Here is a 24424-nt window from a genome sequence, read left to right on the forward strand (position 1 = left end):
CGGGATGCGGCTGATCGACCTGTCCGTGCCCCTGCGCACCGGCATGCCGGTCTACCCCGGGGACCCGGAGGTCGACATCCGGCCCGCGCTCACCGCCGCCGAGGACGGTGTCAACGTCCTCCATCTGCGGATGGGTTCGCAGTCCGGTACCCACGTGGACGCCCCCTCCCACATCGAGGACGGCCTGCCCGCGCTGGACGAGCTGCCGCTGGACCGTTTCGACGGCCCCGCCCACGTGGTCGACGCCCGGGGCCTGCCGCCCCGGGCGGCCATCGGGGCGGACCTGTTCGCGGACGTGCCCGCGGGCCGGATCGTGCTGCTGGCCACCGGCTGGTCCGCCCACTGGGGCACCGACGCCTACCACGGCCACCCCTACCTGACGGAGGAGGCGGCCGCCCTCCTCGTCGCCCGTGGCGTGCGGACCGTGGGGATCGACGCGCTCAGCGTCGATCCCACTCCCGGGGAGACGCTTGCGGCCCACCGCATCCTGTGCGGCGCGGGCGCCGTCATCGCCGAGAACCTCACCAACCTGGCCGAGGTCCTCGACGCCCAGGACGCCGGCCACGACGTCCACGTCAGCCTCTTCCCCCTTCACCTGCCCGGCGCGGACGGCGCACCCGTCCGCGCCGTGGCCCGGATCCCGGAGCCGCAGCCATGACGAACGACCACGACACCGTCCTCGCCGCGGCCGACGCGCTGATCGCCGCCTTCGCCGAGGGCCGCACCGACGACTACTTCGACGCCTTCTCGCCCGACGCCAGCTTCGTCTTCCACACCACCGGCAGGCGTCTGGACTCCACCCAGGAATACCGCGACCTGTGGCGCACCTGGAGCGAGGAGGACGACTTCCGCGTCCTTGCCTGCGACTCGACGGACCGCCGACTCCAGCTCTTCGGCGACACCGCCGTGTTCACCCACTCGGTGACCACCCGCGTCTCCACCAAGGCCGGGGAGGAGACGGTGCACGAGCGCGAGACCATCGTCTTCCACCGCACCGGGGACGGCGACGGCGACTGGCACGCCGTACACGAGCACCTGTCGCCGGCGGCCGCCTGATCGCGGGCGGCCGCCCGCGAGCCGTCGCGGCATGCCTACGCCCAACCGCCGGGGGAGACGCTAGCGCGCGGTCGTGGCCCAGGGCCCGAGGACGAACCCGCCGTCCCCCCGGCGTACTTCGACGGCGCCCGCGCCGGCGAAGTGCGCGGGGATGAGCAGTTCGCGTTCGTCTGCCGCCCGTTCGAGGATGCGGCTGCGGCTTTGCGCCGCCTGTTCCGGGTCGAGGCAGGCGCCGCTGTTGCAGCAGGGCTGGAGGATCTGCACCGGACTGTGCACCAGGTCTCCGACGAAGACCGCACGGTCGCTCCCCGACGCGAGGCGCAGCACGGAGGAACCGGGGGTGTGGCCGGGCGCGGACTCCAGCGTCAGGTGTTCGTCGATGTGGTGCAGGCCGTCCCACAGCACGACCTGTCCGGCCCGGTGCACGGGCGCGACGCTGTCCTCGTAGATCAGTCGGTCGACCTCCCGGAGGCCGTCCCCGCCGGTGTTGCGCGGGCCGTAGTGGAAGTCGTCGGCGGCCGGAACGAGGTACTGGGCGTTGGGAAACGTCGGTACCCACTCCCCGCCCGCGTCGACGGTGTTCCAGCCGACGTGGTCGGCGTGCAGGTGGGTGTTGACGACGACGTCGACGTCCTGCGGGCGCACCCCGGCCCTCGCCAGCCGGCCGAGGAAGTCGCCCTGACGTCGGTGGAAGGGCGCCATGCCCGGCCGCTCGCGCCCGTTGCCCACGCCCGTGTCGACCAGGACGGTCCGCCCGGCGCTGCGCAGTACCCACGTCTGCAGGGCGAGCACCGCCCGGTCGCTGTGCGGCTCCCAGTGGTCCGGTACCAGCCAGTCCTCGTTCTCCTTCCACACCTCGGCGGGGACCTCCGGGAACATGTCGGAGGTCGGCGCGAACGGCTGCTGCCACTCGACCACCCGGATGATCTCGACATCCCCCAGCACCATGCTCTGCGCACTCTCGGTCTCGTTCGTCATGAGCTCGAGCCTAGAGAGGCCGAGTGAGCCTCTCAATGCGCTCCACGCTCACCTGGATACGCATCCGTCTCATGCGTGTGTACGGGGGATACGCTGGGCGCATGGACGTGGTCAGCGACGCGATCTCCGCCGTACACCTCGGGCACCCCTCCTCGAACCGGGTGCGGATCGGTGGGAGCTGGTGCACGCGGCTTGACCCGTACGACGGTGCGGGCTTCCACGTGGTGCTGCAGGGCGGCTGCTGGCTGGTGCCCGACGGCGGCGCCCCGGTGTCCCTCGGTGTGGGGGACGCCGTCCTGCTGCCCCACGGCACCGGCCATGTGATCGCGGACTCCCCGCTCGACCCGGCGGTCGCGGCGGCGAAGGCGGTGCCGTTCGAGCGCTGGTCCGAGGAGACCGGGCCGCGGGCCTGGCCGCCCGACCGGGACGCGACGGAGCTGCTCTGCGGCAAGTACCGGCTCGACTGCAGCCGGATGCACCCGCTCATGACGGAACTTCCCGAGGTCGTCCATCTGCCCAACCGGGTGGGCCGCCATCCCGAACTCCGTGCCGCGATCGACCTGCTCGCCGGCGAGCTGGACGAACGACGGGCCGGGGCCGGCGTGGCGCTGCCGAGCCTGCTCGACCTGCTCCTCGTCTACATGATCCGCTCCTGGATGGCCGAGACCACGGGAGGCGCCTGGCCCGCCGCGCTGGGCGACCCGGTGACGGCCGCCGCCCTGCGGGCCCTGCACGCGGACCCGGCGGCGCCCTGGGGCAACGACCGCCTGGCCGCGGCGGCGGGCGTCTCCCGCCCGACCCTGGCGCGCCGGTTCACCGCCCTGGTGGGCCGCCCTCCGATGGCGTACCTCACCTGGTGGCGCCTGATCATCGCCGCGGGCCTGCTGCGAGACACCCCGGACACCCTGGCCGCCATCGCGGACCGGGTCGGCTACGGCAGCCCGTACGCCCTGTCCCACGCCTTCGAAAGGGAGTTCGGCCTCACGCCGGGGCGGTACCGGGTCCAGGCCGCGGAGCGCGGACAAGGTCTCCCGGAGGCCGTCCCTCCGGGGGCGTAAACGCGGCGGGCACCGTCGCCCCGCACGGCCGCTGGATTTCGCTACAAGTTCCGAAATTATTCGTGACGGCTCGGCCATTTCGGTGCAACACGGCCTTCGTAGCTTCGCAGTCAGCAATAACGCTGCTTTCCCGCGAAATCCAGGAGCCCCCGAGTGTCCCTTCCCTCCAGACGCGGTGCCCTGAAGCTGTCCGCCGGCCTGGCGCTGCTCGGCGCCGGCGCCCTGACCGGCTGTGGCCGCGACACCGCGACCCCCGCCGCCGCATCCTCCGCCACACCCGTCGGCGACTCCCCCGCCACCGGCACCCTGAACGTGTGGGCCGCCCAGGGTGACGCGGACGTCCTGGACAAGGTGATCAAGCCGTTCCGGGCCGCGAACCCGAAGCTCACGGTGAAGTTCACGCTGATCCCCAACGCCGAGTACTACACGAAGCTCCAGTCCGCGATCGCCGCGGGCAAGGGGCCGGACGTCGCCCAGTTCTTCCCGGAGTCGCAGGCGCAGTTCCTCGATCCGTCGATCCTGCGCGCGGTGCCGGACGGGCTGGTCGACCCGAAGTCCTTCTTCACGAGCCTGTGGCAGGCCGGTGTGGTCGGGGACGTCGCCTACACGGTCCCCTGGTACGCGTACACCTACGCGCTCGTCTACCGCTCCGACCTCGCCCGCGAGGCCGGTGTCAAGGCGCCGACGACCTGGGACGGGATGGTGCCGTTCCTGAAGGCCCTGCAGCGCGCGGGCGCCGGGCACGGGCTCGGGGCGGACATCGGCTGGGACGTCTTCAACGGCCAGGACGTCGCCATGTACGCCTGGCAGGCGGGCGGTTCGCTGCTCTCCGGCGGGAAGTGGACGCTGAACACGCCGGCCATGGTCGACGCGCTCACGTACAACGCGTCGTTCTTCACCTCCGGGGTCGCCGACACCGGCGGACCGACGTTCCTCGACGCGCAGCCGTACTTCGTGTCCGGGAAGACGGCCATGATGATCACCGGCCCGTGGGTCGTGGGGCAGCTCGACACCGCGGCGAAGAAGGAGGGCTGGACGGCGGCCCATGTCGCCACCGCTCCGCTGCCGGCGGGCTCGTCGGGCAGTGCCTCCTTCTCCGCGGGCGGCAGCTGGGGCGTGCTCGCGGACGGCGCCAATCCGGACGCGGCGTGGAAGTTCGTGCGGTACCTCGCCAAGCCCGCGACCCAGGTCGCGCAGTACAAGGCGTACAGCTCGCTGCCGGCCGTCGTCTCCGCCTGGGACGACGCGGCGATCAAGGGGCAGCCGCTGCTCGACGCCTTCCTCACCCAGCTGAAGAACACCCGGGCGTTCCCACGCGTGTCCACCTGGCAGCAGGTCGCCACCCGGCTCGGCAAGGAGACGGAGGCCGTGGCCAAGGGCACCGAGAGCGCGGCGAAGGCGGCGGCGAACGTGCAGGCGTACGCCGAGAGCCTCGGCACGGGAGCGAAGTGAGGACCCGCAGGACGGCTGTCGGCTGGCTGTTCCTCGCACCGTTCACGCTCGTCTTCGTGCTCTACACGGCCGTCCCCACCGTCGCCGCGCTCGGCTTCAGCCTCACCGACCTGCGCGGCTCGGACCTGCGGCATCCGCTCGCGGTGAACTTCACCGGCCTGGAGAACTACGTCCGGCTGTTCCAGGACGACAGCTTCGTACGGGACGTCCTCAACACCGGGCTGTTCGTGGCCGTCGGGGTGCCGCTGACGATGGCCGTCGGGTTCGGACTGGCGCTCGCCCTCGACTCCGGGATCCGGCGGCTGCGCGGCACCTTCCGTACGGTCTTCTTCGCGCCGGTCGTCACCAACGTCGTCGCGGTCGCCCTGATCTGGCGGTACGCCTTCAACGAGAACGGCACCGTCAACAGCGTGCTCTCCGCCGTGGGCCTGGCCGGGCCGAACTGGCTGGACGACACCCACCTGGCGATGCCCGTGGTCATCGCGCTCGGTGTCTGGCGCAACTTCGGCACCGCGATGGTGCTGTTCCTCGCCGGGCTGCAGGCGATCCCCCGGGACGTGTACGAGGCGGCCGCCCTCGACGGAGCGGGCCGATGGCGGCAGCTGCGGCACATCACGCTGCCGATGCTGATGCCCACCACGCTGATGGTGTCCGTGCTGCTGACCGTCTTCTACCTCCAGGTGTTCGACGAGCCCTATCTGCTCACCGACGGCGGCCCGCTCGGCTCCACCGAGTCGGTGGCGCTGTACACCTACCACCAGTTCGGCTCGGGTGAGCTGGGCATGTCGTCCGCCGCGTCCTTCGTGATGCTCGTCCTGGTGGCCCTGGTGAGTGTCGTCCAGTTCCGACTGCTGAGGCCCCGCTCATGACCGCCGTAGCCGCATACCAGAAGGCCGAACCCGCCGCCGACCGGATCGCCGTACGCCACCGGTCGCTCTCCCAGCCCCTGCTGTACGGCGCGCTGGTGCTGTGCGCGCTGCTGACGCTGCTGCCGTTCGTGTGGGTGGTCGGCGGGTCGCTGCGCAGCCTGGACGAGATCCGTTCCGATCCGGGCGCCTGGCTGCCGCACCATGTCACCTTCGACAACTTCGCCCGGCTGTTCCGGACGCAGGGCTTCGGCCGGTTCCTGGTCAACAGCGTGGTCGTCGCGGTCATGGTGGTCGTCGGCAACGTGGTGGCCGCGTCGGCCGCCGGTTACGCCCTCGCCAAGCTGGAGTTCGCGGGCCGCCGGCTCGCGTTCGGCGCGGTCATGGCGGCGATGATGGTGCCGTTCACCACGGTCTTCGTCACCCAGTTCGTGATCACCGTCGACCTGGGCCTGGCCGACACTCTGACCGGTATCGCGCTCCCCGCCGTGGCGCTGCCGCTCTCGGTGTTCATCATGCGGCAGTACGCGCTGTCGATCCCCGACGAGCTGCTGGAGGCCGCCCGGATCGACGGGGCGGGCGAGTTCCGGATCTTCGTCCGGATCTTCCTGCCGCTGGCCGGTCCGGCGGTCGCCACCATCACGATCATGTCGTTCCTCACCTCCTGGAACAACTTCGTCTGGCCGCTCGTCGTGGCCCAGAGCATGTCCAGCTACACGCTGCCGGTGGGGCTCGCCGCGACCAGTCAGGCGGCGGCGCACGTCACCGACTACGGTCTGCTGCTCGCCGGCGCGATCGTCGTGATGCTGCCCGTCCTCGTGCTCTTCCTCTGCCTGCAGCGGTACTTCGTGCAGGGCGTCGCCGGAACGGGAATGCGGTGACCATGAAGGATCTGGTGCAGTGCCCCGCGGGCTTGGTGGTGGGCCGCCGCGAGGGCCGGGTACGACGCTTCCTCGGCATCCCGTACGCCGAAGCGCCCGTCGGTGTACGGCGGTTCGCGGCGCCGGTCCCTCGCGGCCGGTTCCGGGAGCCGTACGACGCCTCCCGGCCCGGAGCCACCGCGCAGCGGGTGCCGCTGTCGGCGACGACCACGATCCCGGAGCCGTCCGTGCCGGGCGAGGACGTGCTGAACCTGAGCGTCACGGCCCCGGTCGACGGGGCGGGCTGCCCGGTCCTGGTGTGGGTGCACGGGGGCGGCTTCCTGGCGGGCAGCCCGGCGAGCCCCTGGTACGACGGGCGTTCCTTCGCCCGCGACGGGGTCGTCACCGTGACGGTGGGATACCGCCTGGGGGTGGACGGATTCGCCCCGCTGGACGGCGTACCGGCCAATCTCGGGCTGCGCGATGTACTGCTGGCGCTCGACTGGGTGCGGGAGAACATCGCCGCGTTCGGCGGTGATCCGGGCCGGGTCACGCTCGCCGGGCAGTCGGCCGGGGGCGCCGCGGTACTGGCGCTGCTCTCCTCACCGGCCGCCGAGGGGTGGTTCCAGCGGGCCGTGAGCATGTCCGGCGGCTTCTTCGAGGTCGGCCGAGGCGCGGCCCGCGGCTTCCTCGAGCGGCTCGGGGACCGACTCGCCGTGCCGCCGACGCGCGAGGGGTTCTCGCGTGTCGGAGCGGAGCAACTGCAAGGCCGGGTAAGGGATGTGAGGGGTGAGGGAGTGCTGGTGCTCGGGCCGGTGACGGGGGACGACATCCTGCCGGTGGCGGTCCCCGAGGGGCTCGCCGGGCACGGCCTGGACGTGCCGCTGCTGCTCGGGGCGACCGGCGACGAGTTCGACGGGGACACGGCCCCGGAGTCCGCCCGCGCCACGGGCACCCGGACGACCGACATCCTCTTCCGCGCCGCCTGCCCGCGTGCGGCCCGCGCCCGGCGGCGGGCCGGCGCCGGTACCTGGCTGTACTCCTTCGAGTGGCCCTCCCCCGCGACGGGCGGCGCCACGCACTGCGTGGACATCCCGTTCTTCTTCGACGTCCTCGACGCCCCCGGTGTCCCGGAGGCGCTCGGCCCGTGTCCGCCCGCCGAACTGGCCACGCTGATGCACGCCGATCTCGCCGGGTTCGTGCAGGGCCGTGAGCCGTCCTGGGCGCGGGCGGGCGGGGGGCCGGGCGATCCGGCGCGCGAGTACGGCCGTCCCGGCGCGGGGCCGGTCGCCGACACCACCGGCGTCTACGACCCCGTGGTCCGGACGGGGGCGGCGGCGTGCTGATGTCGGGGATGAACCAGAGCGCGGTACGCAGGGTCAACACCTCGGTGATCCTGCGGGCGTTGGCGGTGTCGGCCGGGCCGACGACCCTGACCGCCCTCGCGGAGCGGACGGCTCTGTCGCGGCGCACCATCGAACTGATCCTGGACTCGCTGGTGGCGGCCGGCTGGGTGGCCGAACTGGACCGGGTGCCCGCCCAGGGCAGTGCGGGCCGGCCCGCGCGGCGCTACGAACTGCGGGCCGAGCACGCCCTGTTGGCGGCCGCGCGGATCACCACACGGGACGTGTCCGCGGTCGTCGCCGACGTGCGCGGCCGTATCGTCGGCCGCGCGCGACGGCCGCTGCGCTCCTACCTCGATCCGCAGGCCTCCCTCGACGACGTGGCGGACCTGGTACGGGAGGCGCTGGAGGCAGCGGGCGGTTCGGCCGCGCGGCTGCGGGCCGGCGCGCTCGCGAGCGGCGGCGCGATCGACGACGAGGGAGTGGTACGGCGGCTCGTGCACACGACCCGCTGGGAGGGCGTGGATCTGCCCGGGGAACTGGCCCGCCGGGTCCCGGTGCCCTGGTTCGCGGACAACGACTCCAACCTGGGTGCGCTGGCGGAGCGTTGGCGCGGAGTGGCGGGCGACCACGACAACGTCGTGTGGGCGGTGCTCGGCAACCGGGCCGGCCTCGGCATCCTGATCCGGGGCGCCGTGCACCGGGGGCTCGACGGCGCGGCGGGCGAGATCATCGAGGCGGTGTCGATGCCGACGGGCTCGGTGGAGGACCGGCCGGTCGCCTGGCTGACCTCGCCGGACCCGGACCGCCGCGGTGTCGCGCTGGAGCGCTTCGCGGCCGCCCGGGCGGGCGAGGCCGGCGCGCTCGCGGAGGTCGACGAGTTCGTGGCGCACATCGCCTCGATCCTGACCACGCTGTCCTGGACGGTCGCTCCTTCGCTGATCGTGCTGGGCGGCGGTCTGGAGGACGCGGCCGACGTGCTGCTGCCCCGGGTGCGCGAGGCGCTGCGCACCGCCCGTACCCCCGCCGTCGAGCTGCGGGCGACCGCCCTGGGCGCCGACGCCCCGCTCGTCGGCGCGGTCAGGCTGGCCCTCGACCGCATGGACACCGAGCTGTTCGGCCCGCTCGCCCCGGGCCACTGACCCTTCCGCGACACCCACCAACGGAGTCTCATGTGACCTACTCCCCCCACACCCATGTCCTGATCGTGGGCAGCGGCATCATGGGCGCCGTCGTGGCCCGGCGGCTGCGCGCGGCCGACCCGGCCCTGCGGATCACGATGGTCGACGCCGGCACCGCGATCGGCGACGCGCCCGGACGGCATCTGCACGACCTCGACGACCCCGCCCTGTGGGCCCGCTACAACGAACAGGTCGCCACCGGCGTCCAGGGCATGTACACGGGGGCCGAGGTGGTCCGGGATGTCCCCGGATCCCTCGCCGCCCTGCCGCCGGGCATGTATCACGCGCTCGCCCTCGGGGAGGACGCCGAGGCGATGCCCCGTGCGGCGCTCGCCTGGAACGCGGGCGGCATGGGGGTGCACTGGACGGCCGCGACGCCCTGGCCGGACGGGGACGAGGTGTTCGACTTCGGGGATCCGGCCGGCTGGGCCGCGGACCTGGAGACCGCGCGCCGGCTGCTCGCGGTGACGCCGGCCGCGATCGGCCCGACCCCGACCGGGCAGCTGGTGCTCGACGTGCTGCGCCGCCGCTACGCCGGCCTCGGCCCGGCCGACCGGCGCCCGCAGCCGATGCCCATGGCCGTCACCCCGACGGCCGCCGGACCCCTGCCGCGCACCGCCCCGGGGACGATCCTCCCTGCCATGGCCTCCGGCGCGGACCCCGTCTTCACCCTGGTCACCGGCACGCTCGTGACCCGGCTCCGGGTCGCGGACGGCCGGGTCTCGGGCGCCCGGCTGCGCCGGGTCGCCGACGGCCACGAGTCGGACCTCGACGCAGACGCCGTGGTGGTGTGCGCCGACGCGCTGCGCACTCCGCAACTGCTGTTCGCGTCGGGCATCCGGCCCGGGGCGCTGGGCCGCCGGCTCAACGAGCACGCCTTCGTCACCGCCCGGGTGCTGCTCGACGTCGACCGGTTCGGCACCGACGTCGACTCGCTGCCGCTGCCGCGCCCCGGCGAGTTCTGCACCGACTCCCTGTGGCTGCCGCGCAACGGCCCCGGCCAGCCGTTCCACGGTCAGATCATGAACCGCACGTACGTGGACGAGGGCGGCCGGCCGCTCGCCCACTCGGTCGGCATCTCGCTCTACGTCCCGGTCGAGTCGCGTCCGGAGAACCGGCTGGTGTTCTCGGAGTCGGACACGGACCTCGCCGGGATGCCGCGCATCGGCGTCGAGTTCGCGTATTCCGCCGCCGACCGGGCGCTGATCGACCGGGCACTGGACGAAGTGCGGTCCCTGGCCGAGGAGTTCGGCCCGTTCGATCCGGTGACCGAGAGCGCGCTGCTGCCGCCGGGTTCCTCGCTGCACGTCACCGGTACGGTCCGCTGCGGCCCTGCCGACGACGGCACCACCGTGTGCGACCCGGACGGCCGGGTGTGGGGCCTCGACAACCTGTATCTCGCCGGCAACGGCGTGATCCCCACCGCCATGGCCGCCAACGTCACCCTCACCGGCGCGATGACCGCCGTCAGGGCGGCCCGGGCCGTCACGCTCCGCACCGCTCCTCGGCGCGGAGCCCTGCTCACCGCCCCTCGACAGAAGGACCACGCATGATCGACATCGCCAGGGAGTTCCGCGTCTCGCTGCCCGCTTGGATCGACGACGAGCTGGCCGACGTGCCCGCCGTGGTCGCCGGCCGGGAGGACCGGATGCGGCTCGTGCACCGGCTGGCCGACCGCAACTGGCGGGAGGGCAACGGGGGTCCGTTCGCCGCGCTCGTCGCCGAACGGGACACCGGCCGGATCGTCTCGGTGGGCGTGAACGTCGTCCTCGCCTCCGGTGTCTCCAGCGCCCATGCCGAGGTCCTCGCGCTCGGACTCGCCCAGACGGCGACCGGCGGCTGGGACCTGGGCGGCGCGGGGCTGCCCGTCCATGAGCTGGTCGTCAACTGGCGTCCGTGCGTGCAGTGTTACGGCGCCACCCTGTGGTCCGGGGTGCGCGCGCTGGTGGTCGCCGGGGAGGGGCCGGAGCTGGAGGAGATCACCACCTTCGACGAGGGCCCGCTCGGCGCCGACTGGGCCGAGCAGTTCGAGGCCCGCGGGATCGAGGTCGTCGGTGACGTGCTCCGCGAGGAGGCCCTCACGGTGTTCCGGGACTACCGCAAGGCCGTCGACGCGGGCGGCGTCGACGTCTACAACGCCCGTGGAGGTGCCGAGTGACCCCGCGCTTCGCCACCGACGTCATCACCTTCTACCACCCCGGCTTCTGGGCCCTCGACTCCGCCGACGCCGTGCGCGCCTGGGCACTCGCCCACCCCGACGCCTTCTGGGAACGGGTGATGGACACACTCACCGAATCCGGCGTCAGCGGGATCGAGTTGACCTTCGCGCCCGGCGACATCGCCTCCGCGCTGCGGGCGTTCGGCAGCGCGTCGGCGTTCGGCGGCGAACTCGCCGCCCGGGGCCTGTCCGTGGTGAGTGCGTTCATCGCCGACAGCGACGCCCCGCACTGGCGGGACGGCGGCGACCTCCCGGCGATCGTCGCCGACGCCGAGCGGCGCGCCGCCTTCCTCGCCGAGGTGGGGGCCGGACTCCTCGTCACCGGGCTGCCGATGCGGGCGACGTACGGGACCCGGCCGCCCTTCTTCGTCGACGCCGCGTACATGAGCCGGATGGCCGACATCGCCCACGCCGTCGGCGAGGCCGTCGCACGGCAGGGCGTGCGGCTCGCCCTCCACACGGAGTCCCACAGCACCCTCTGGTACGAGCGGGACATCGACCTGTTCATGGCCCTCACCGACCCGCGCTACGTCTGGCTGTGCCCCGACTCCTGCCACATCGCCCTCGGCGGCGGCGACCCGGTGGCCGTGGCCCGCCGCCACGCGCCGCGTATCGCCCTGGCCCACTGGAAGGACGCCGTCGGCCCCATCGACGTGCACCTCACCATCGACGAGACCGTCTACGCCCAGCAGCAGCCGTACATGGCGGAGCTGGGCCGGGGCGTCGTGGACTGGCGGGGCTGGGCGGACGCCATGTCCCGCACCCCCGGCGCCGGCACCGTCCTCATCGAACTCGACGAGGCCGCCGACCCGGTCGCGGCCCTGCGGGCCGGGACGGCGGTGGCGCGGGCGGCACTCGCACCGGCCGGGTGAACGCCCTCCGGGCTTCGCCTCGGGATTGTCACGGGGCGCAGACACCTCGGCGTACGGCCAGATCCGCAGCGTGGCCGGGGCACTCCCGTCGGCGACCGGGAACTGCGAGGCGCGCCCAACGCCCGGACACGGCCCGCGCGGTCCTGCAACGCCACCTGGTGCTGCTGCCGGGCGTACAGCAGGACGGCCGTACGGACGCCCCCTGAACAGAGGTCGCCCGCACGGCCGTCGAGATCAGCCGCGGATCACAGCGTCGTGGTGGTCTGCTCTCCGGATCCGCTGCCCGTGAGCCACTGGCTCCAGTCCAGGTTGAAGTCGGCGTAGCCGTTGTCGGCGGGGGCCTTGCCGCGGGGCGAGCCGGTGATGGTGACGGGGTCGCCCTGCTTGACCTGGCCGTAGAACCACTTGGCGTCCGCCATGGACAGGTGGACACAGCCGTGCGAGCCGCGGGCGCTGCCGCTGCCCGGGTAGGGGTCGCCGGTCGAGTAGTGCACGTACGTGCCGGACTGGGTCAGGTGGATGTCCCAGGGCAGAGTCAGGTCGTAGAAGTTGGGGCTGCCCTTGTCGCAGCTGATGCCGACGCTGCAGGAGGTCATGTGGACCTTCTCCTGCTTGTCGATGACGGCCATCGTGCCGTCCCACGTCGGGTACTCGGCGCTGCCCGCGTTGATCGACAGCGTACGGACCGCCTCGCCGTTGCGGGTGACCTTCATGGTGTGGCCGGTCACCGAGACGTCGGCGCGGACGTCGTCGCCGACGGTGAAGGTGTGGGTGTAACTGTGCACGCCGTAGCGTCCGTTGCCGTTGCTGACGCCCGTCATGTCGGCGTCGATCCGCACCTTCGTACCGGAGGGCCAGTAGTCCTTCGGCCGCCAGTCGGCGCGCTTGTCGCCCATCCAGTGCCAGGCGCCGACCACCGACTGCGAGGCGCTGACCTTCATGTGCTTCTCAACGGTGGCCCGTGCCTTCTCCGCCACCGGGTTCGTGAAGATCACCGAGATCGGCATGGCCACGCCGACCGTGGTGCCGGTCTGCGGGGTGATCGTCTCCAGCAGCATCGGCGGGCCCGCGGGCTTCGTGGGCGACGGCGAGGCGCTCGCACTCGGCTTGCCCGATGCCTTCGCGTCCTGACCGCTCGCCTTGTCGCTGCCGCCCCCGCCGCAGGCGGTCACACCCACCAACATCGCGACCACACCGAGTGCGATTCCTATGCCGCCCTTACGCCGTCCCACGCCCTGCCTCGCTCTTCTCACGTTTTCCGCTCTCCGGTTCCCGAAGGCCCCCACATTCCTGTGTGACCCCTTCGGCAGGGGTAGCGGTTCCGTGTGGCGCGTAAAGCGTGGATCAAGAATCGGTCCGCAGCGGTGGGGAGGGGCAACCCGGTTGCCCCTGCGCCGGCCTCAGCCGAGCTGCTCCGCCAGTCCGACGACGATGTCCTCCGGCCCGCGGACGTAGCAGAGCCGATAGACGTTCTCGAACTGCACGATCTCGCCGACGAGTTCTGCCCCGTGGGCCCGCAGGCGGGCGACGACGTCCTCGATGTCGTCGACGGCGAACATGACGCGCCGGAGGCCGAGCGTGTTCGCCGGCGCGTCCTTCGGCTCGGGAGTGATGGCCTTCGGCCGGTGGAACTTCGCCAGCTCCACCCGCCCGTGGCCGTTCGGGACCCGCAGCATGGCGATGTCCTGCCGCACGTCGTCGAGCCCGATGACCCGCTCCGCCCCGCGCCATTCGAGTGGCCCCTTGCCCTCCAGTTCCATGCCGAGTTCGACGAAGAACGCGATGACCGCCTCAAGGTCGTCGACGACGATGAGGACGTTGTCCATCCGCTGGATCGCCATGCTGGGCCTCCTTCACCTGGCACGGCCACGGTAGCCGCATCCGCCCCTGGGACGGAGCCGATGAGCCGCCGTCGACCGGATCGCCGGAAGAAAGGCCGTCGTTCGCAACACCCCGACGTTCTACTGTGGCCCGATGAGGAACGACCGACGCGTCCGCCGCCTCGTGGTGGACGGGGCCGTCTGGAACTGGACAGTCCGGCAGCGGGTGAAGCCCGACTACGCCGACTGCCGCCTGACGCTCTCCTTCTTCCCGGAGGTACCGGAGGCACCCAAGGGGGGTGCTCGGCGTCGGCTGTCGCTGGTCTTCGCGCCCGGGCCGGACAGGATCGTCTCGAACTCGTACTTCGAGGCGGGCACGGTCGTGCGGCTCCCCGACCGCAGCTGGCTGAACCTCTACGAGCCGGGAACGGCCCGGCGCCTGTTCGACGCCGCCGCGACCGCTCTGGGGATCCGGGCGTTGGAGCAGGACCTCGAAGTGGACGGCTGGCCCTACTTCGCCGCGGTGGTCAGCGGCTGATCATCCTCGATCGCAGCAATGCGCCTGACGACGAGGGGGCCGCCCCTGGCGAGGGCGGCCCCGTACCGTTCGGCGTCGTACGGCGGCTACTCGATGTTGATCTTGAAGGTGCTGGTCGTGTTGCGGATGTCCTGGGCGTTGCCGCTCATCCGCAGGTTGCGGAAGGTGGCCTCGCCGACGGCGGGGCCCTGACCGGGTTCCGGCAGCTCGTTGGCCCAGATGCCGAAGCCGGACTTGGCGTCGAAGGTGTCTCCGCTCTTCTTGGAATGGGTGATGGAGATGTCGGTGAAGATCGTGTCCTTCACCGGGAACTGCGGCTGGCCGCCGACGTAGTTGGTCTGGAACATGACGCCCCCGTAGGTGGAGTCGTCGATGTCGACGTCGTTGACCCGGATCCCCTGGAAGACCTTGGAGGCGGAGAAGGCCCAGATGGCGGGGAAGACCTGGGAGTCCCAGAAGTGGCCGCCGGTCCGGTCCAGGGAGACGTTCTCGATCGTCGTGGGATCGGTGCCGAAGCCGTTCATCGGGTAGCCGAAGTCCAGCGAGGAGATCGTGATGCCGGAGTAGACGAGGGTGTCGGCGACGCGGATGTTGCGGAAGGTGTTGTCGTAGCCGCCGTAGACGGCGATACCGGCCGCGCGCCAGGTGAGGGTGGACGTCAGGTTCTCGTAGAGGTTGTTCTTCTCGTCGGCGCCGCCGGCGTCGATGGCCGAGAAGAGCGCGAAGCTGTCGTCGCCCGTGGCGCGGGCGTCGTTGTTGACCACGTGGTTGTCCGTGGAGCCGTTCGTCATGTTGATGCCGTCGGCGAACGTGTCCCGGATGCGCGAGTTCGAGATGGTCATGTTGTCGGTGTTGGCGCCCCAGTAGAGGCACACCATGTGCTCGGCCCAGATGTTGTCGATGGTGATGTGGGAGACGTTGGAGAAGTCGAAGACCTTGCCCGGGCCGTCGATCCGGGAGGTGTAGTTGCCGAAGTAGGCGAAGCCGGCGAACGTCGAGCCGTTGGCGGTGGACTCGGCGCGGAAGCCGATGTCGGTGTTCTCCTGCGAGGAGGGGGCGTGGAAGCGGGTGAACCACGGGCCCGCTCCGACGACCTTGACCGCCTTGCCGTAGACCTGGAACTTGCTGGAGGTCTCGTAGTCGCCGGTGGGCAGGTAGACGCCGACGAGCTTGCCCGTGGTGTCCATGCGGACCTTGTCGAGGGCGTTCTGGACGTCCTGCTGGGTGAAGCCGGCCGGGACGGTGTAGGCGGCCGGGTCGGGGTTGGGGATCGCCGTCGCCTGTTCGGTGTTGACGAAGTCGACGGCGTAGGTGGAGGTGTTGGCCGCGTCCTTCTGGAGGCGGATCTTGGAGCCGGCCGGGACGGTCCTGCCGAGCAGCAGGTTCGCCTCGTCGTAGATGTGGCGCTGGGCGCCGGAGCTGGGCGAGTTGCCGGGCGCGGTCTCGTTGCCGTAGAGCCAGGCGTACTTCGAGGTGAGGTCGATGGCCTTGAGGAACTGGCCGTCCACGTAGACGTTCAGGGTCGAGTCGGTGCCGTCCGGGATGGAGAAGCGGGTCACCAGGGTGTTGGTGGCCGCGCGGGTGGTCCACTCGACGTACTGGCCGGTCGCGTTGAGGGTGACCGCCTTGCGGCCGCTCGCCTCGCCGGCGATGTCGCCGATGGTGCGGTTGGGGCCGACGACCTTGGCGCCGCCGCCGACCGTGCCGTCCTCGGCCTCGTACATGTCGTACGGCATGTCGGCGCCGCGTCCGACGAACAGGTTCTGTGTGCTGGTGTTGTTGGTGCGCTTGACCGGCAGTTCGTTGGTGTCGTCGGCGATGACCGTCGTGACGGTGTACTTGCCGTTGCCGGCCGTCCACGAGCCGAGGCTGATCGGTGCGGTCGTCTGGCCGGCTGCGATGGTGCCGTTGTAGGAGCCCGAGAGCGTCTTGACGGTGGCGCCGCCCGCGTCCTGGACCGTCAGCGTGACGCCGTGGGCGCCGGAGGCCGAGTCGACCGTTCCCTGGTTCTTCAGGGCGACCGTGAACGCGACCGGGTCACCGGCCGAGGCGCTGGAGGGCGTCCAGGCGACCGGGGCCGCGACCAGATCGGAGCTGGAGACGGGCTTGACGACGAGGGCGTCGGAGCGGGTGAAGGTGTTGTTGCCCTCGTTCTGCTCGATGACCTTGTTGGACGGGTCGACCTCGGCGCCGACCGGGTAACTGCCCGCGTCCCGGGTGCCGATGCTCGCGCTGACCGTCGCCGAGGCGCCGGCCGCGAGGGCCGGGACGTCGGCCGTGGCGGCCTTGGTGCCGCCGAGCGTGAAGTTCAGGTCGGTGGCCTGGGACGCCTTGCTGCCGCTGTTGGTGACGGTCGCGGTGAGGCTGATGGCGTCCGACTCGACGGGGGCGGCGGGTGAGTGGGTGATGCCGGTGACCTTGAGGTCCGGGTTGGCGGCCGGGGCGCCGATCACCCGCAACTCGGCGACCTGCCCGCCCGGGGCGCCGGTGTTGGAGGCGAACTTGAGCTGGATGTCGGCGGCGGCGCCGGAGACCGGGATGGTCACGGTGTTGCCGGTGGCCGGGTCGAACGTGTAGTCCTTCGCCGCGACGAGGCTGGTGAAGGACGTCGCGTCCTGGTCGCGGCCGAGCACCTGGATGTTCTGGGTGCGGGTGGACCAGGCCGGGTCCGGGTTGAGCTTGACGACGACCTGGCTGAGGTCGGCGTTGGCACCCAGCTTGGTGGTGAGGGTGGCCGGGTAGGCGCCGCCCCCGCTCTCCCAATAGGTGCCGATCTGCCCGTCGTTGGCGTTCGCGGCGACATAGGTGAAGGTGTACGAGGAGGCCTCGATGGGCTTGCCCTGGGCGAGGTCGGATCCGGTTCCGGAGCCGGGCCGGGTGACACTGTTGGACGCCACCGAGACGTTCCCGGCCGCGTCCTTCGCCTTCACGTAGTAGGTGACCGTGTCCGTCGCCGACGGGGTGTCGGTGTACGTCGTCACGTCGCCCGCCACGGTCTTCACCAGTTGGTCGTTGGCGTAGACGTCGTAGCCGGTGACCTGGACGTTGTCGCTGGACGCCTGCCAGGTGAGCTTCACGTCACTGCCGGACTGCGTGAAGGCGAGGTTGCCGGGCGCGGTGGGCGCCTGGGTGTCGCCGCTCGCCCCCTTGCGGGTGACGCTGTTGCTGTTGGCGGAGACGTTGCCCGCGGCGTCCTTGGCGCGCACGTAGTAGGTGATGTCGCTGCCGGCCGGCTGGGTGTCGGTGTAGGTCAGGACGTTCCCGGCGACGCTCGCCCGCAGCTGGCCGTTGGCGTAGACGTCGTAGCCGGTCACGGCCGTGTCGTCGGTGGCCGCGTTCCAGGTCAGCTTGATCTGCCCGGTGGCCGGCTCGGTGTAGCTCAGGTTGGCCGGCGCGGTGGGGGCCTGGGTGTCGCCGGTCGCCGGTCCGTAGACCTCCAGCTCGGACGCCTGGCCCGCGGGCCAGCCGCTGTTGGCGGTGAAGTACACGCGTACGTACCGCGTGGTGGTCGTGTCGAAGGAGATCGTCGTCGACTGGTCGTTGGAGCTGTCGAAGGTGTACGCCTTCGAGGCCGTGAGGTCGGTGAAGTTCTGGTTGTCGGTCGAGCCCTGGACCTTCAAGGTCTGGCTGCGGCTCGGCCAGCCGCTGGGCAGCCGCAGCGTCACCTGGTTCACCTGGACGGACGAGCCGAGGTCGACCTTGAGCCACTGCGGAAAGGCGTTGTTGGCGCTCTCCCAGTAGGTGTTGCGGTTGCCGTCGCCGGCGTTGGCCGCGCCGTAGACGTCGGCGTGGCCGCTCTCGCTGAAGGTCTTGCCGAGGGCGAGGTTGGGGGTCGGGGCGGCGCTCGTGAGGACCTGCAGCTCGGCGAGCTGGGCGGTGCCTGCCACCGAGTTGGCGGTGAAGTCGGCGCGTACGTACCGGGCGAGGGTCGCGGGGAAGGTGACCTTCACCGTGTTGTCGTTGCCCGGGCCGAAGACGTACCGCGCCGACGACTTGAGGGTGGCGAAACTCTTTCCGTCCTCGCTGCCCTGCAGTGCCAGCGTCTGCTTGCGGGTCTGCCAGTGCTCGGGCAGGCGCAGCACGACCTCGCGGACCCGCTTGGTCCGCCCGAGGTCGGTCTGGACCCACTGGGCCGACTTCTTTCCGGCCTGCCAGTAGGTGTCGGTGTCACCGTCGGTGACGTTGGCTGCCGCGTGGGCGCCTCGGTCGCTGCCCGCCTTGGTCGCCGCGTGGGCGCCGACGGCCGGCAGGCCCAGAACCATGACGGCGGAGGCGAGCGCGGCGGTGGCGGCGCGCCGTCTCCAGGATCTCGGCTTGTGTCGAGTCATGCGGGGTCACTTCCTGCGGAGGCTCGCGCGCCGGGAGGCGGCGAGGGCGGCTCGTTCCTGGCGGAGTGGTGCAGAAAGATGCGGTGCGCAGAATCTTGCGTTGTTTCATCGAAATATTGCAGAGCAATATGGACCCGTCTACCGGCAGAACTGCACAATTTTCACCACTAGCGCGCTGGTAAACGCTGATCACGCAACTCCTTGCGCACCTCCGCGTCAGCAGTCGACACTCCAGATCCCGGGGAAACGACGAACGCCCCCCGAACCCTTGCGGGTCGGGGGGCGTTCGAAGTGCTCTGGTCAGCCGCGCGGGCGCTCGAAGGTGAGCAGCAGACCCTCGACGGCTCCGGGACCTATGCGGCCCTTGACGTCGGCGGACGTGATGGCCTTGAGGGCCCAGCCGTCCTCGGCATGCTTGTTGAGGACCTTCTCCAGTTTGTCGCTGTCCAGGGCGTCGCCGATCAGCGACTCCCGGAAGCTGACGACCTTGTACTCGTAGGTGTAAGCGCTGCTCATGACTGCGGGTCCTCCTGCCGGCCGAGCCGGATCGGGGTGGATTGGCCAGGGCCAGACAATCATCCCCGGGTTCCGCCGCGCACAGGTGGCCGCCCTTTTCTCCGTCAGGGGCGGTCGACGCGGAAGTGGTAGCAGCCGAACTCGACGGCGCGCACGTGCACCTGGGCCGTGCCGGGGTCGTGGAAGGCCTCGGCCAGGGCGTGTTCGAAAGCCGCGTGGGCGTCGTCGGGAAGGAGCAGCATGCGGCCGCCCGTGATGTGCCCCCGGTCGTCATAGCGGCGCAGCACGCGCAGCGCGCCGGGACGGGCCCATGGGTAACCGGAGTTGTCGCCGGCCGGGCCGCCGCACTCCTCGGCGTGCACGAAGACCGGCCCCTGTTCGTCGTAGGCCCCGGGATCGGCGCCGGCCTGGGCGGCCCAGCGGCGCAGCGGGGCGTAGGAGACCAGGGCGATGCGCTCTCCCACCGTGCTGGACCGCAGGCAGCAGCGCAGGGGCGCGCCGCCCTCGTCGTCCGTGTACGGGCGCGGCGGACGGCCGGCGTCGTCGCGGCCCCGGAGTTCCTTCAGTGCCACGGACGGGATGGGGAGGGGAGGGAAGGTGGTGGTGGTCATGGCGTCCAGCGTGGCGCGGGCCGGGCCGGGACACCGGCGGGAACCGGACGCCGTCCTGCGCGCCCGGGGATCCTCAGCGGAGGGTCCGGCACACACCGGTGCGTGCCCTGAGGCTCACGAGGTGTGCGACGGCGCACTTTCCGAAGCATTCACGCCACCTCGCACTCCCCGAATGCTTCAGCACCTCCTGGGCAGAGATCCCACGGTCAGCTCCGCACCCGACGGACCGCTCCCGCCGACTCCGGCCACCCCTCTGGCGGACCACGCCCCCGCCGGAGACCATGGCGCCCTGCTCACACGATCGCGACGCACCAGACGGCGTCCCGGACGACCGGCGCAACCGGCTTCGCACGCTCTTCCGACCGCACGGTGTGCGGTCACCCGAACCGCCCTCCCCGCACGCGGTCCGCCACAGCCGGGCCCGGTCCCCTACGAGGAGTCGCCGAAATGTCCTACGATCCCCCCGAGTTACCCTCGGGACGGCCGCCGTACGACCGCCCGTCCCCCACCTGGTCGACCGAACGGGAGCCGTCCGGCGCCCAGCCGCCGACCCCCCGCTCCGGCGCCCACCGCACCCTGCGCCTGCTGCGGCGCGCGTACCGCTGGCAGCGGCGCGTGGCGACCGTCACCGCGCTCGGCTACTTCGCCGCCTTCCTCACCCTGACCGTCAAGGCGCCTTCCCTGATGGCCCGCCCCGGCCCCGGCGGCCTGCCCACCGGGCTGGTGCTGGCCCTCGTGCAGATCCCCGTCACCTGGCTGGCGGTCCTCCTCTACGAGGCCGCCGCGCACCGCTTCGTGGACCCCCTGGCCCGCCGCGCCCGCCGCCTGACGCGGGTGGCCGTCGCGGACCGGGAGCAGGCGCCATGACCGGGTTCGGCGGTTCCGCCCAGTCCTGGTCCCTCGTCGTGTTCTGTTCGGTCGTCGCCCTCACCCTGCTGCTGTGCGTGCTCACCGGCCCGGAGGCGGACGACCTCCCCGAGTTCTACACCGGATACCGGTCCCTGTCGCCGTTGCGCAACGGGCTCGCCGTCGCCGGTGACTACATCTCCGCGGCGACCGTGCTCACCATCGGGGGGATCATCGCGCTGTGCGGCTACGACGGCATCGTCCTGGCGCTGAGTGCCCTGCTGTCCCTGCTGTTGCTGATGTTCCTGCTGGCCGAACCCCTCCACAACACCGGCCGTTACACGATGGGCGACGCGCTCTCCCGCCGTCACCCGGCCCGGTCCGTACGCGTCACGGCGTGCCTGGTCACCCTCGCCGCGCTCGTCCCGATGATGGTCGTACAGCTCGCCGGGGTCGGTGAACTCCTGGCGTACGTCCTCGGGTTCACCGACGCCGGCATGAAGAACGGGTGCGTGGCCGGAGCGGGCGTTCTCATGATCAGTTACGCGGCGCTGGGCGGGATGCCCGGCACGGCGCTGGTCCAGATCATCAAGACGGTGGCGCTGCTCGGCTCCGGGCTGGTGGTGAGCGTGCTGATCCTGCGCCTCTTCGACTGGCAGCCCCAGGCCCTCTTCCACGTGGCGGCCCGGCACAGCGGCGCGGGGCCCGCCTATCTGACCTGGGGCCTGCAGTACAGCGGCAGTCCGCATCCCGCGCTGGACATGGCCAGCACCCAGTGCGCCATCGTGCTCGGCGGCGCCTGTCTGCCGCACGTCACCATGCGGATGTACACGGCGGGCACGCCGCGACAGGTGCGCCGGGCGATGTCCTGGGCGGTCTCCTCGGTGACCCTGTTCATCCTGATGCTCACGGTGATCTGCGTCGGCGCCGCCGCGCTCGTCGGCCATGACCGCATCACCGCGGCCGACGCGCACGGCACGACCGCCTACCTCCTGGGCGCCCGCGCCGCGTTCGGATCCGATCTGTCCCGGCCGGAGAGCCTGCTCTTCGCCACCGTCACCACCGCCGTCTTCCTCACCCTGCTGGCCTCCGTCGCCAGCATGACGCTCGCCTGCGCCAACACCCTCGCCCACGACCTGACGGCGTCCCGCGCCACTCCCCCGGCACCCGCCAGGGAACTCGCCCTGGCCCGGTTCAGCGCCCTGGCCGTGGGCGTCCCCACCGTCCTCCTCGCCGTACTCGCCCAGCACCGCAGCCTGCAGCCCCTGGCCACGGTCTCCTTCACGCTCGGCGCCTCCGCCATCGCCCCCGCGCTTCTCTACACGCTCTTCTGGCGCCGCTACACGCGCAGGGCGCTCCTGGCCACCCTCGTCGTGGGCACCCTCAGCGTGCTCGCCCTGACCCCCGGCACCACCCTGGTCTCCGGGACGCCGCTGTCGGCCTTCCCGGACGCCGACTTCGCCTGGTTCCCCTACAACACGCCCGCGCTCGTCTCGGTGCCCGCGGGCTTCCTCGCCGGCTGGCTCACCACCGTGCTGTCCGGCAGCCGGGCCGGCGCCCGCGAACGCAGCCGCTACGAGTCCCACGAGCACCACCTGCTCACCGGCCCGCCGCCGCCACACCGTTCGCCCCGGTAGTCACCGACCGGAGCGCGCTCAGGCCCGGGGAAGGCCGCCTGGACGGACCTTCCCCGGGCCTGAGCGGACGGCCGGACCCTACTTGGCCGCGGGCCGGTCCTCCAGGCCGCCGGCCATGGACGTGGCGGCCGCGTTCAGACCCGCCACCGCGGCTTTGGGCAGTGCGCCCGCGACCTTGGTGGCGAGGTCACGGGTGTGACCGGGGGCCGGTCCGTCCGCGGCGTGGGCAGGGGCGGCGAGAGCCACGCCCGTCAGGGCGAGCGCGGCGGCAGTGATGATCCTCTTCACGCCCTCAGGAACGACCGTCCGCGGCCCGGGACACGATGCCGGAGCCTTTCGGTGTCCCGGTCCCGGACCGCCGGGGTGCGGCGGGGGCCCGCCGCCGAGCCGTGCCCCGAGTGGCGGCCCCGGCCCGCTGGGACCACGCTGGATGCCGGAGAGAGCCCGGCCGGGCCGCGCCGGCCCGAGTCACCGGGCGCGCGGTGTTTGCCTCGGACCCGCAGGGTCACCCGTTCAGCCGGAGCCGGAGGGCTCCGCAGGCGACGGACGCGAGCACACCGGTACGGCGCCGTCCCGCGGCGAGGCCACGGGTGCACCCGCCGGTCCCCGGACGCCGCGAGGACCGGCTCCCCCACTGCCCTGTGCGGAGAAAGGCAGAGCCATGACGCAGAAACCACCCCCCACCACCACCGACTCCGGTGCCCCCGTCGAGAGCGACGAGCACTCGCTGACCGTGGGGCCCGGAGGGCCGATCCTGCTCCAGGACGCCTATCTGATCGAGCAGATGGCGCAGTTCAACCGGGAACGCATCCCCGAGCGCCAGCCGCACGCCAAGGGAAGCGGCGCGTTCGGCCACTTCGAGGTGACCGACGACGTCAGCGCGTACACCATGGCCGGCCTCTTCCAGCCCGGCACCCGCACCGACCTGGTGATCCGCTTCTCGACGGTCGCCGGTGAGCGCGGCAGCCCCGACACCTGGCGCGACCCGCGCGGCTTCGCGGTGAAGTTCTACACCGGCCAGGGCAACTACGACATGGTCGGCAACAACACGCCGGTGTTCTTCGTGAAGGACCCGATGAAGTTCCAGCACTTCATCCGGTCCCAGAAGCGCCGCGCGGACAGCAACCTGCGCGACCACGACATGCAGTGGGACTTCTGGACGCTCTCCCCGGAGTCCGCGCACCAGGTCACCTGGCTGATGGGCGACCGCGGCATCCCCCGGACCTGGCGCCACATGAACGGCTACACCTCCCACACCTACATGTGGATCAACGCCAAGGGCGAACGGTTCTGGGTGAAGTACCACTTCAAGACCGACCAGGGCATCGAGTTCCTCACCCAGCACGAGGCCGACCAGATGGCCGCCGTCGACACGGACTACCACATGCGTGATCTGTTCGAGCACATCCGTGACGGCCAGTTCCCCAGCTGGACCCTGTACGTGCAGCTCATGCCGTACGCGGAGGCCGCGGGCTACCGCTTCAACCCGTTCGACCTCACCAAGGTGTGGCCGCACGGCGACTATCCGCTCGTCCCGGTCGGCCGGATGACCCTGGACCGCAATCCGACCGACAACCACGCGGAGATCGAACAGGCGGCGTTCCAGCCCAACAACTTCGTGCCCGGCATCGGGCCCAGCCCCGACCGGATGCTGCTGGCCCGGCTGTTCTCCTACGCGGACGCCCACCGGCACCGGATCGGCGCCAACTACCAGCAGCTCCCGGTGAACGCACCCGTCGTCGACGTCCACACGTACTCGAAGGACGGCGCGATGGCCTACCGGAAGACCAGCGATCCGGTGTACGCCCCCAACTCCAAGGGCGGTCCCGCCGCCGACCCCGCGAGCTTCGGCCCGGCGCCCAGCTGGGCCGCGGACGGCGAGATCACCCGCGCCGCCTATGTCTCCCATCCCGAGGACGACGACTGGGGACAGCCCGGCACCCTGGTGCGGGAGGTGCTGGACGACGCCGCCCGCGACCGGCTGGTCGACAACGTCGTCGGCCATCTCCTCGACGGCGTCACCGAACCCGTCCTGGAGCGCGCCTTCGCCTACTGGTCGAACATCGACGAGACGACCGGCAAGCGCATCGCCGACGGCGTACGCGCGAAGACGGGCTAGCAGGCCGCCCCCGCGTCACCCGGCCCCGCCGTCGCATGCGAACGGCGGGGCCGGGCCGTGTGGTGCCACAGCCCGGGCACAGCCGAACCACGCCAACTGATATGAATACCTCACCGCAGGTCATG

General features: G+C 71.7%; 22 protein-coding genes. 15 read left to right on the top strand and 7 right to left on the bottom strand.

Annotation, left to right across the window (positions count from 1 at the left end; genetic code table 11):
* The first annotated feature begins 4 nt into the window (after positions 1 to 4).
* Complete coding sequence (locus tag ACFZDK_RS18075; protein WP_390973542.1) at positions 5 to 658, top strand: cyclase family protein; 654 nt, start codon at positions 5 to 7, stop codon at positions 656 to 658.
* Positions 655 to 1056: a nuclear transport factor 2 family protein gene (locus tag ACFZDK_RS18080; protein ID WP_390973544.1), complete on the top strand. Its 402-nt coding sequence runs from the start codon at positions 655 to 657 to the stop codon at positions 1054 to 1056. Before ACFZDK_RS18075 ends, ACFZDK_RS18080 begins: the two co-directional genes overlap by 4 nt.
* Positions 1057 to 1116: 60 nt before the next feature.
* Here ACFZDK_RS18080 and ACFZDK_RS18085 read toward each other — a convergent pair whose 3' ends face one another.
* Positions 1117 to 2034, bottom strand: a complete 918-nt coding sequence (locus tag ACFZDK_RS18085; RefSeq protein WP_390973546.1) for an MBL fold metallo-hydrolase — start codon at positions 2032 to 2034, stop codon at positions 1117 to 1119.
* Between the two features lie 101 nt (positions 2035 to 2135).
* On the opposite strand from ACFZDK_RS18085, the gene ACFZDK_RS18090 reads away from it, so the two are divergent.
* The 9 genes from ACFZDK_RS18090 to ACFZDK_RS18130 all read left to right on the top strand — a co-directional run bounded on the left by ACFZDK_RS18090 (position 2136) and on the right by ACFZDK_RS18130 (position 11884).
* Positions 2136 to 3092 carry a cupin domain-containing protein gene (locus tag ACFZDK_RS18090; RefSeq protein ID WP_390973547.1) on the top strand — a complete coding sequence of 319 codons (957 nt, stop codon included), beginning with the start codon at positions 2136 to 2138 and terminating at the stop codon, positions 3090 to 3092.
* 153 nt (positions 3093 to 3245) lie between these two features.
* A complete protein-coding gene (locus ACFZDK_RS18095; protein WP_390973549.1) occupies positions 3246 to 4544 on the top strand; it encodes an extracellular solute-binding protein in 1299 nt (432 codons plus the stop codon).
* Complete coding sequence (locus ACFZDK_RS18100; RefSeq protein WP_390973551.1) at positions 4541 to 5413, top strand: ABC transporter permease subunit; 873 nt, start codon at positions 4541 to 4543, stop codon at positions 5411 to 5413. The genes ACFZDK_RS18095 and ACFZDK_RS18100 overlap by 4 nt, the downstream gene beginning before the upstream one ends.
* A complete protein-coding gene (locus ACFZDK_RS18105) occupies positions 5410 to 6291 on the top strand; it encodes an ABC transporter permease subunit (protein WP_390973553.1) in 882 nt (293 codons plus the stop codon). The genes ACFZDK_RS18100 and ACFZDK_RS18105 overlap by 4 nt, the downstream gene beginning before the upstream one ends.
* A 2-nt stretch (positions 6292 to 6293) precedes the next feature.
* Positions 6294 to 7616 (top strand): carboxylesterase family protein, encoded by a 1323-nt coding sequence (locus ACFZDK_RS18110; protein WP_390973555.1) that lies wholly within the window; start codon positions 6294 to 6296, stop codon positions 7614 to 7616.
* Between the two features lie 8 nt (positions 7617 to 7624).
* The gene (locus ACFZDK_RS18115) at positions 7625 to 8755 is read left to right on the top strand and encodes an ROK family protein (RefSeq protein WP_390973556.1); all 1131 of its coding nucleotides are present in this window, start codon (positions 7625 to 7627) and stop codon (positions 8753 to 8755) included.
* A 32-nt stretch (positions 8756 to 8787) separates the two neighbouring features.
* Positions 8788 to 10347 (top strand): GMC oxidoreductase, encoded by a 1560-nt coding sequence (locus ACFZDK_RS18120; protein WP_390973558.1) that lies wholly within the window; start codon positions 8788 to 8790, stop codon positions 10345 to 10347.
* Positions 10344 to 10952, top strand: a complete 609-nt coding sequence (locus ACFZDK_RS18125; RefSeq protein WP_390973560.1) for a nucleoside deaminase — start codon at positions 10344 to 10346, stop codon at positions 10950 to 10952. Before ACFZDK_RS18120 ends, ACFZDK_RS18125 begins: the two co-directional genes overlap by 4 nt.
* Positions 10949 to 11884, top strand: coding sequence for a TIM barrel protein (locus ACFZDK_RS18130; RefSeq protein WP_390973562.1), 936 nt, complete (start codon positions 10949 to 10951; stop codon positions 11882 to 11884). The genes ACFZDK_RS18125 and ACFZDK_RS18130 overlap by 4 nt, the downstream gene beginning before the upstream one ends.
* Positions 11885 to 12129: 245 nt before the next feature.
* Here the strand turns inward: ACFZDK_RS18130 and ACFZDK_RS18135 are convergent, their stop codons facing one another.
* Together ACFZDK_RS18135 and ACFZDK_RS18140 are read right to left on the bottom strand one after the other, a co-directional pair.
* Entirely contained in the window at positions 12130 to 13068 is a 939-nt protein-coding gene (locus ACFZDK_RS18135; protein WP_390974231.1) for an Ig-like domain-containing protein, read from the bottom strand.
* 216 nt (positions 13069 to 13284) lie between these two features.
* Positions 13285 to 13725 (bottom strand): VOC family protein, encoded by a 441-nt coding sequence (locus ACFZDK_RS18140; RefSeq protein WP_390973564.1) that lies wholly within the window; start codon positions 13723 to 13725, stop codon positions 13285 to 13287.
* Between the two features lie 133 nt (positions 13726 to 13858).
* Here ACFZDK_RS18140 and ACFZDK_RS18145 point away from each other — a divergent pair, with 133 nt between their 5' ends.
* Entirely contained in the window at positions 13859 to 14242 is a 384-nt protein-coding gene (locus ACFZDK_RS18145; RefSeq protein ID WP_390973566.1) for a hypothetical protein, read from the top strand.
* An 86-nt stretch (positions 14243 to 14328) separates the two neighbouring features.
* Here the strand turns inward: ACFZDK_RS18145 and ACFZDK_RS18150 are convergent, their stop codons facing one another.
* The 3 genes from ACFZDK_RS18150 to ACFZDK_RS18160 all read right to left on the bottom strand — a co-directional run bounded on the left by ACFZDK_RS18150 (position 14329) and on the right by ACFZDK_RS18160 (position 19697).
* Complete coding sequence (locus ACFZDK_RS18150) at positions 14329 to 18570, bottom strand: discoidin domain-containing protein (protein WP_390973568.1); 4242 nt, start codon at positions 18568 to 18570, stop codon at positions 14329 to 14331.
* A gap of 300 nt (positions 18571 to 18870) precedes the next feature.
* Positions 18871 to 19086: a DUF4177 domain-containing protein gene (locus tag ACFZDK_RS18155; RefSeq protein ID WP_266705471.1), complete on the bottom strand. Its 216-nt coding sequence runs from the start codon at positions 19084 to 19086 to the stop codon at positions 18871 to 18873.
* Positions 19087 to 19190: 104 nt separating this feature from the next.
* On the bottom strand, positions 19191 to 19697 hold the full coding sequence (locus tag ACFZDK_RS18160; RefSeq protein ID WP_390973570.1) for a DUF1203 domain-containing protein: 507 nt from the start codon (positions 19695 to 19697) through the stop codon (positions 19191 to 19193).
* Positions 19698 to 20144: 447 nt separating this feature from the next.
* On the opposite strand from ACFZDK_RS18160, the gene ACFZDK_RS18165 reads away from it, so the two are divergent.
* On the top strand, positions 20145 to 20564 hold the full coding sequence (locus ACFZDK_RS18165) for a DUF485 domain-containing protein (RefSeq protein WP_390973571.1): 420 nt from the start codon (positions 20145 to 20147) through the stop codon (positions 20562 to 20564).
* Positions 20561 to 22180 (top strand): cation acetate symporter, encoded by a 1620-nt coding sequence (locus ACFZDK_RS18170; protein ID WP_390973573.1) that lies wholly within the window; start codon positions 20561 to 20563, stop codon positions 22178 to 22180. The genes ACFZDK_RS18165 and ACFZDK_RS18170 overlap by 4 nt, the downstream gene beginning before the upstream one ends.
* 78 nt (positions 22181 to 22258) lie before the next feature.
* Here the strand turns inward: ACFZDK_RS18170 and ACFZDK_RS18175 are convergent, their stop codons facing one another.
* On the bottom strand, positions 22259 to 22468 hold the full coding sequence (locus ACFZDK_RS18175) for a hypothetical protein (protein ID WP_390973575.1): 210 nt from the start codon (positions 22466 to 22468) through the stop codon (positions 22259 to 22261).
* Positions 22469 to 22841: 373 nt separating this feature from the next.
* Between ACFZDK_RS18175 and ACFZDK_RS18180 the strand changes: the two genes are divergently transcribed.
* Positions 22842 to 24299: a catalase gene (locus ACFZDK_RS18180; RefSeq protein WP_390973577.1), complete on the top strand. Its 1458-nt coding sequence runs from the start codon at positions 22842 to 22844 to the stop codon at positions 24297 to 24299.
* Positions 24300 to 24424 lie beyond the last annotated feature (125 nt).

This window comes from Streptomyces sp. NPDC007901 (genome assembly GCF_042959465.1).
GTDB lineage: Bacteria > Actinomycetota > Actinomycetes > Streptomycetales > Streptomycetaceae > Streptomyces.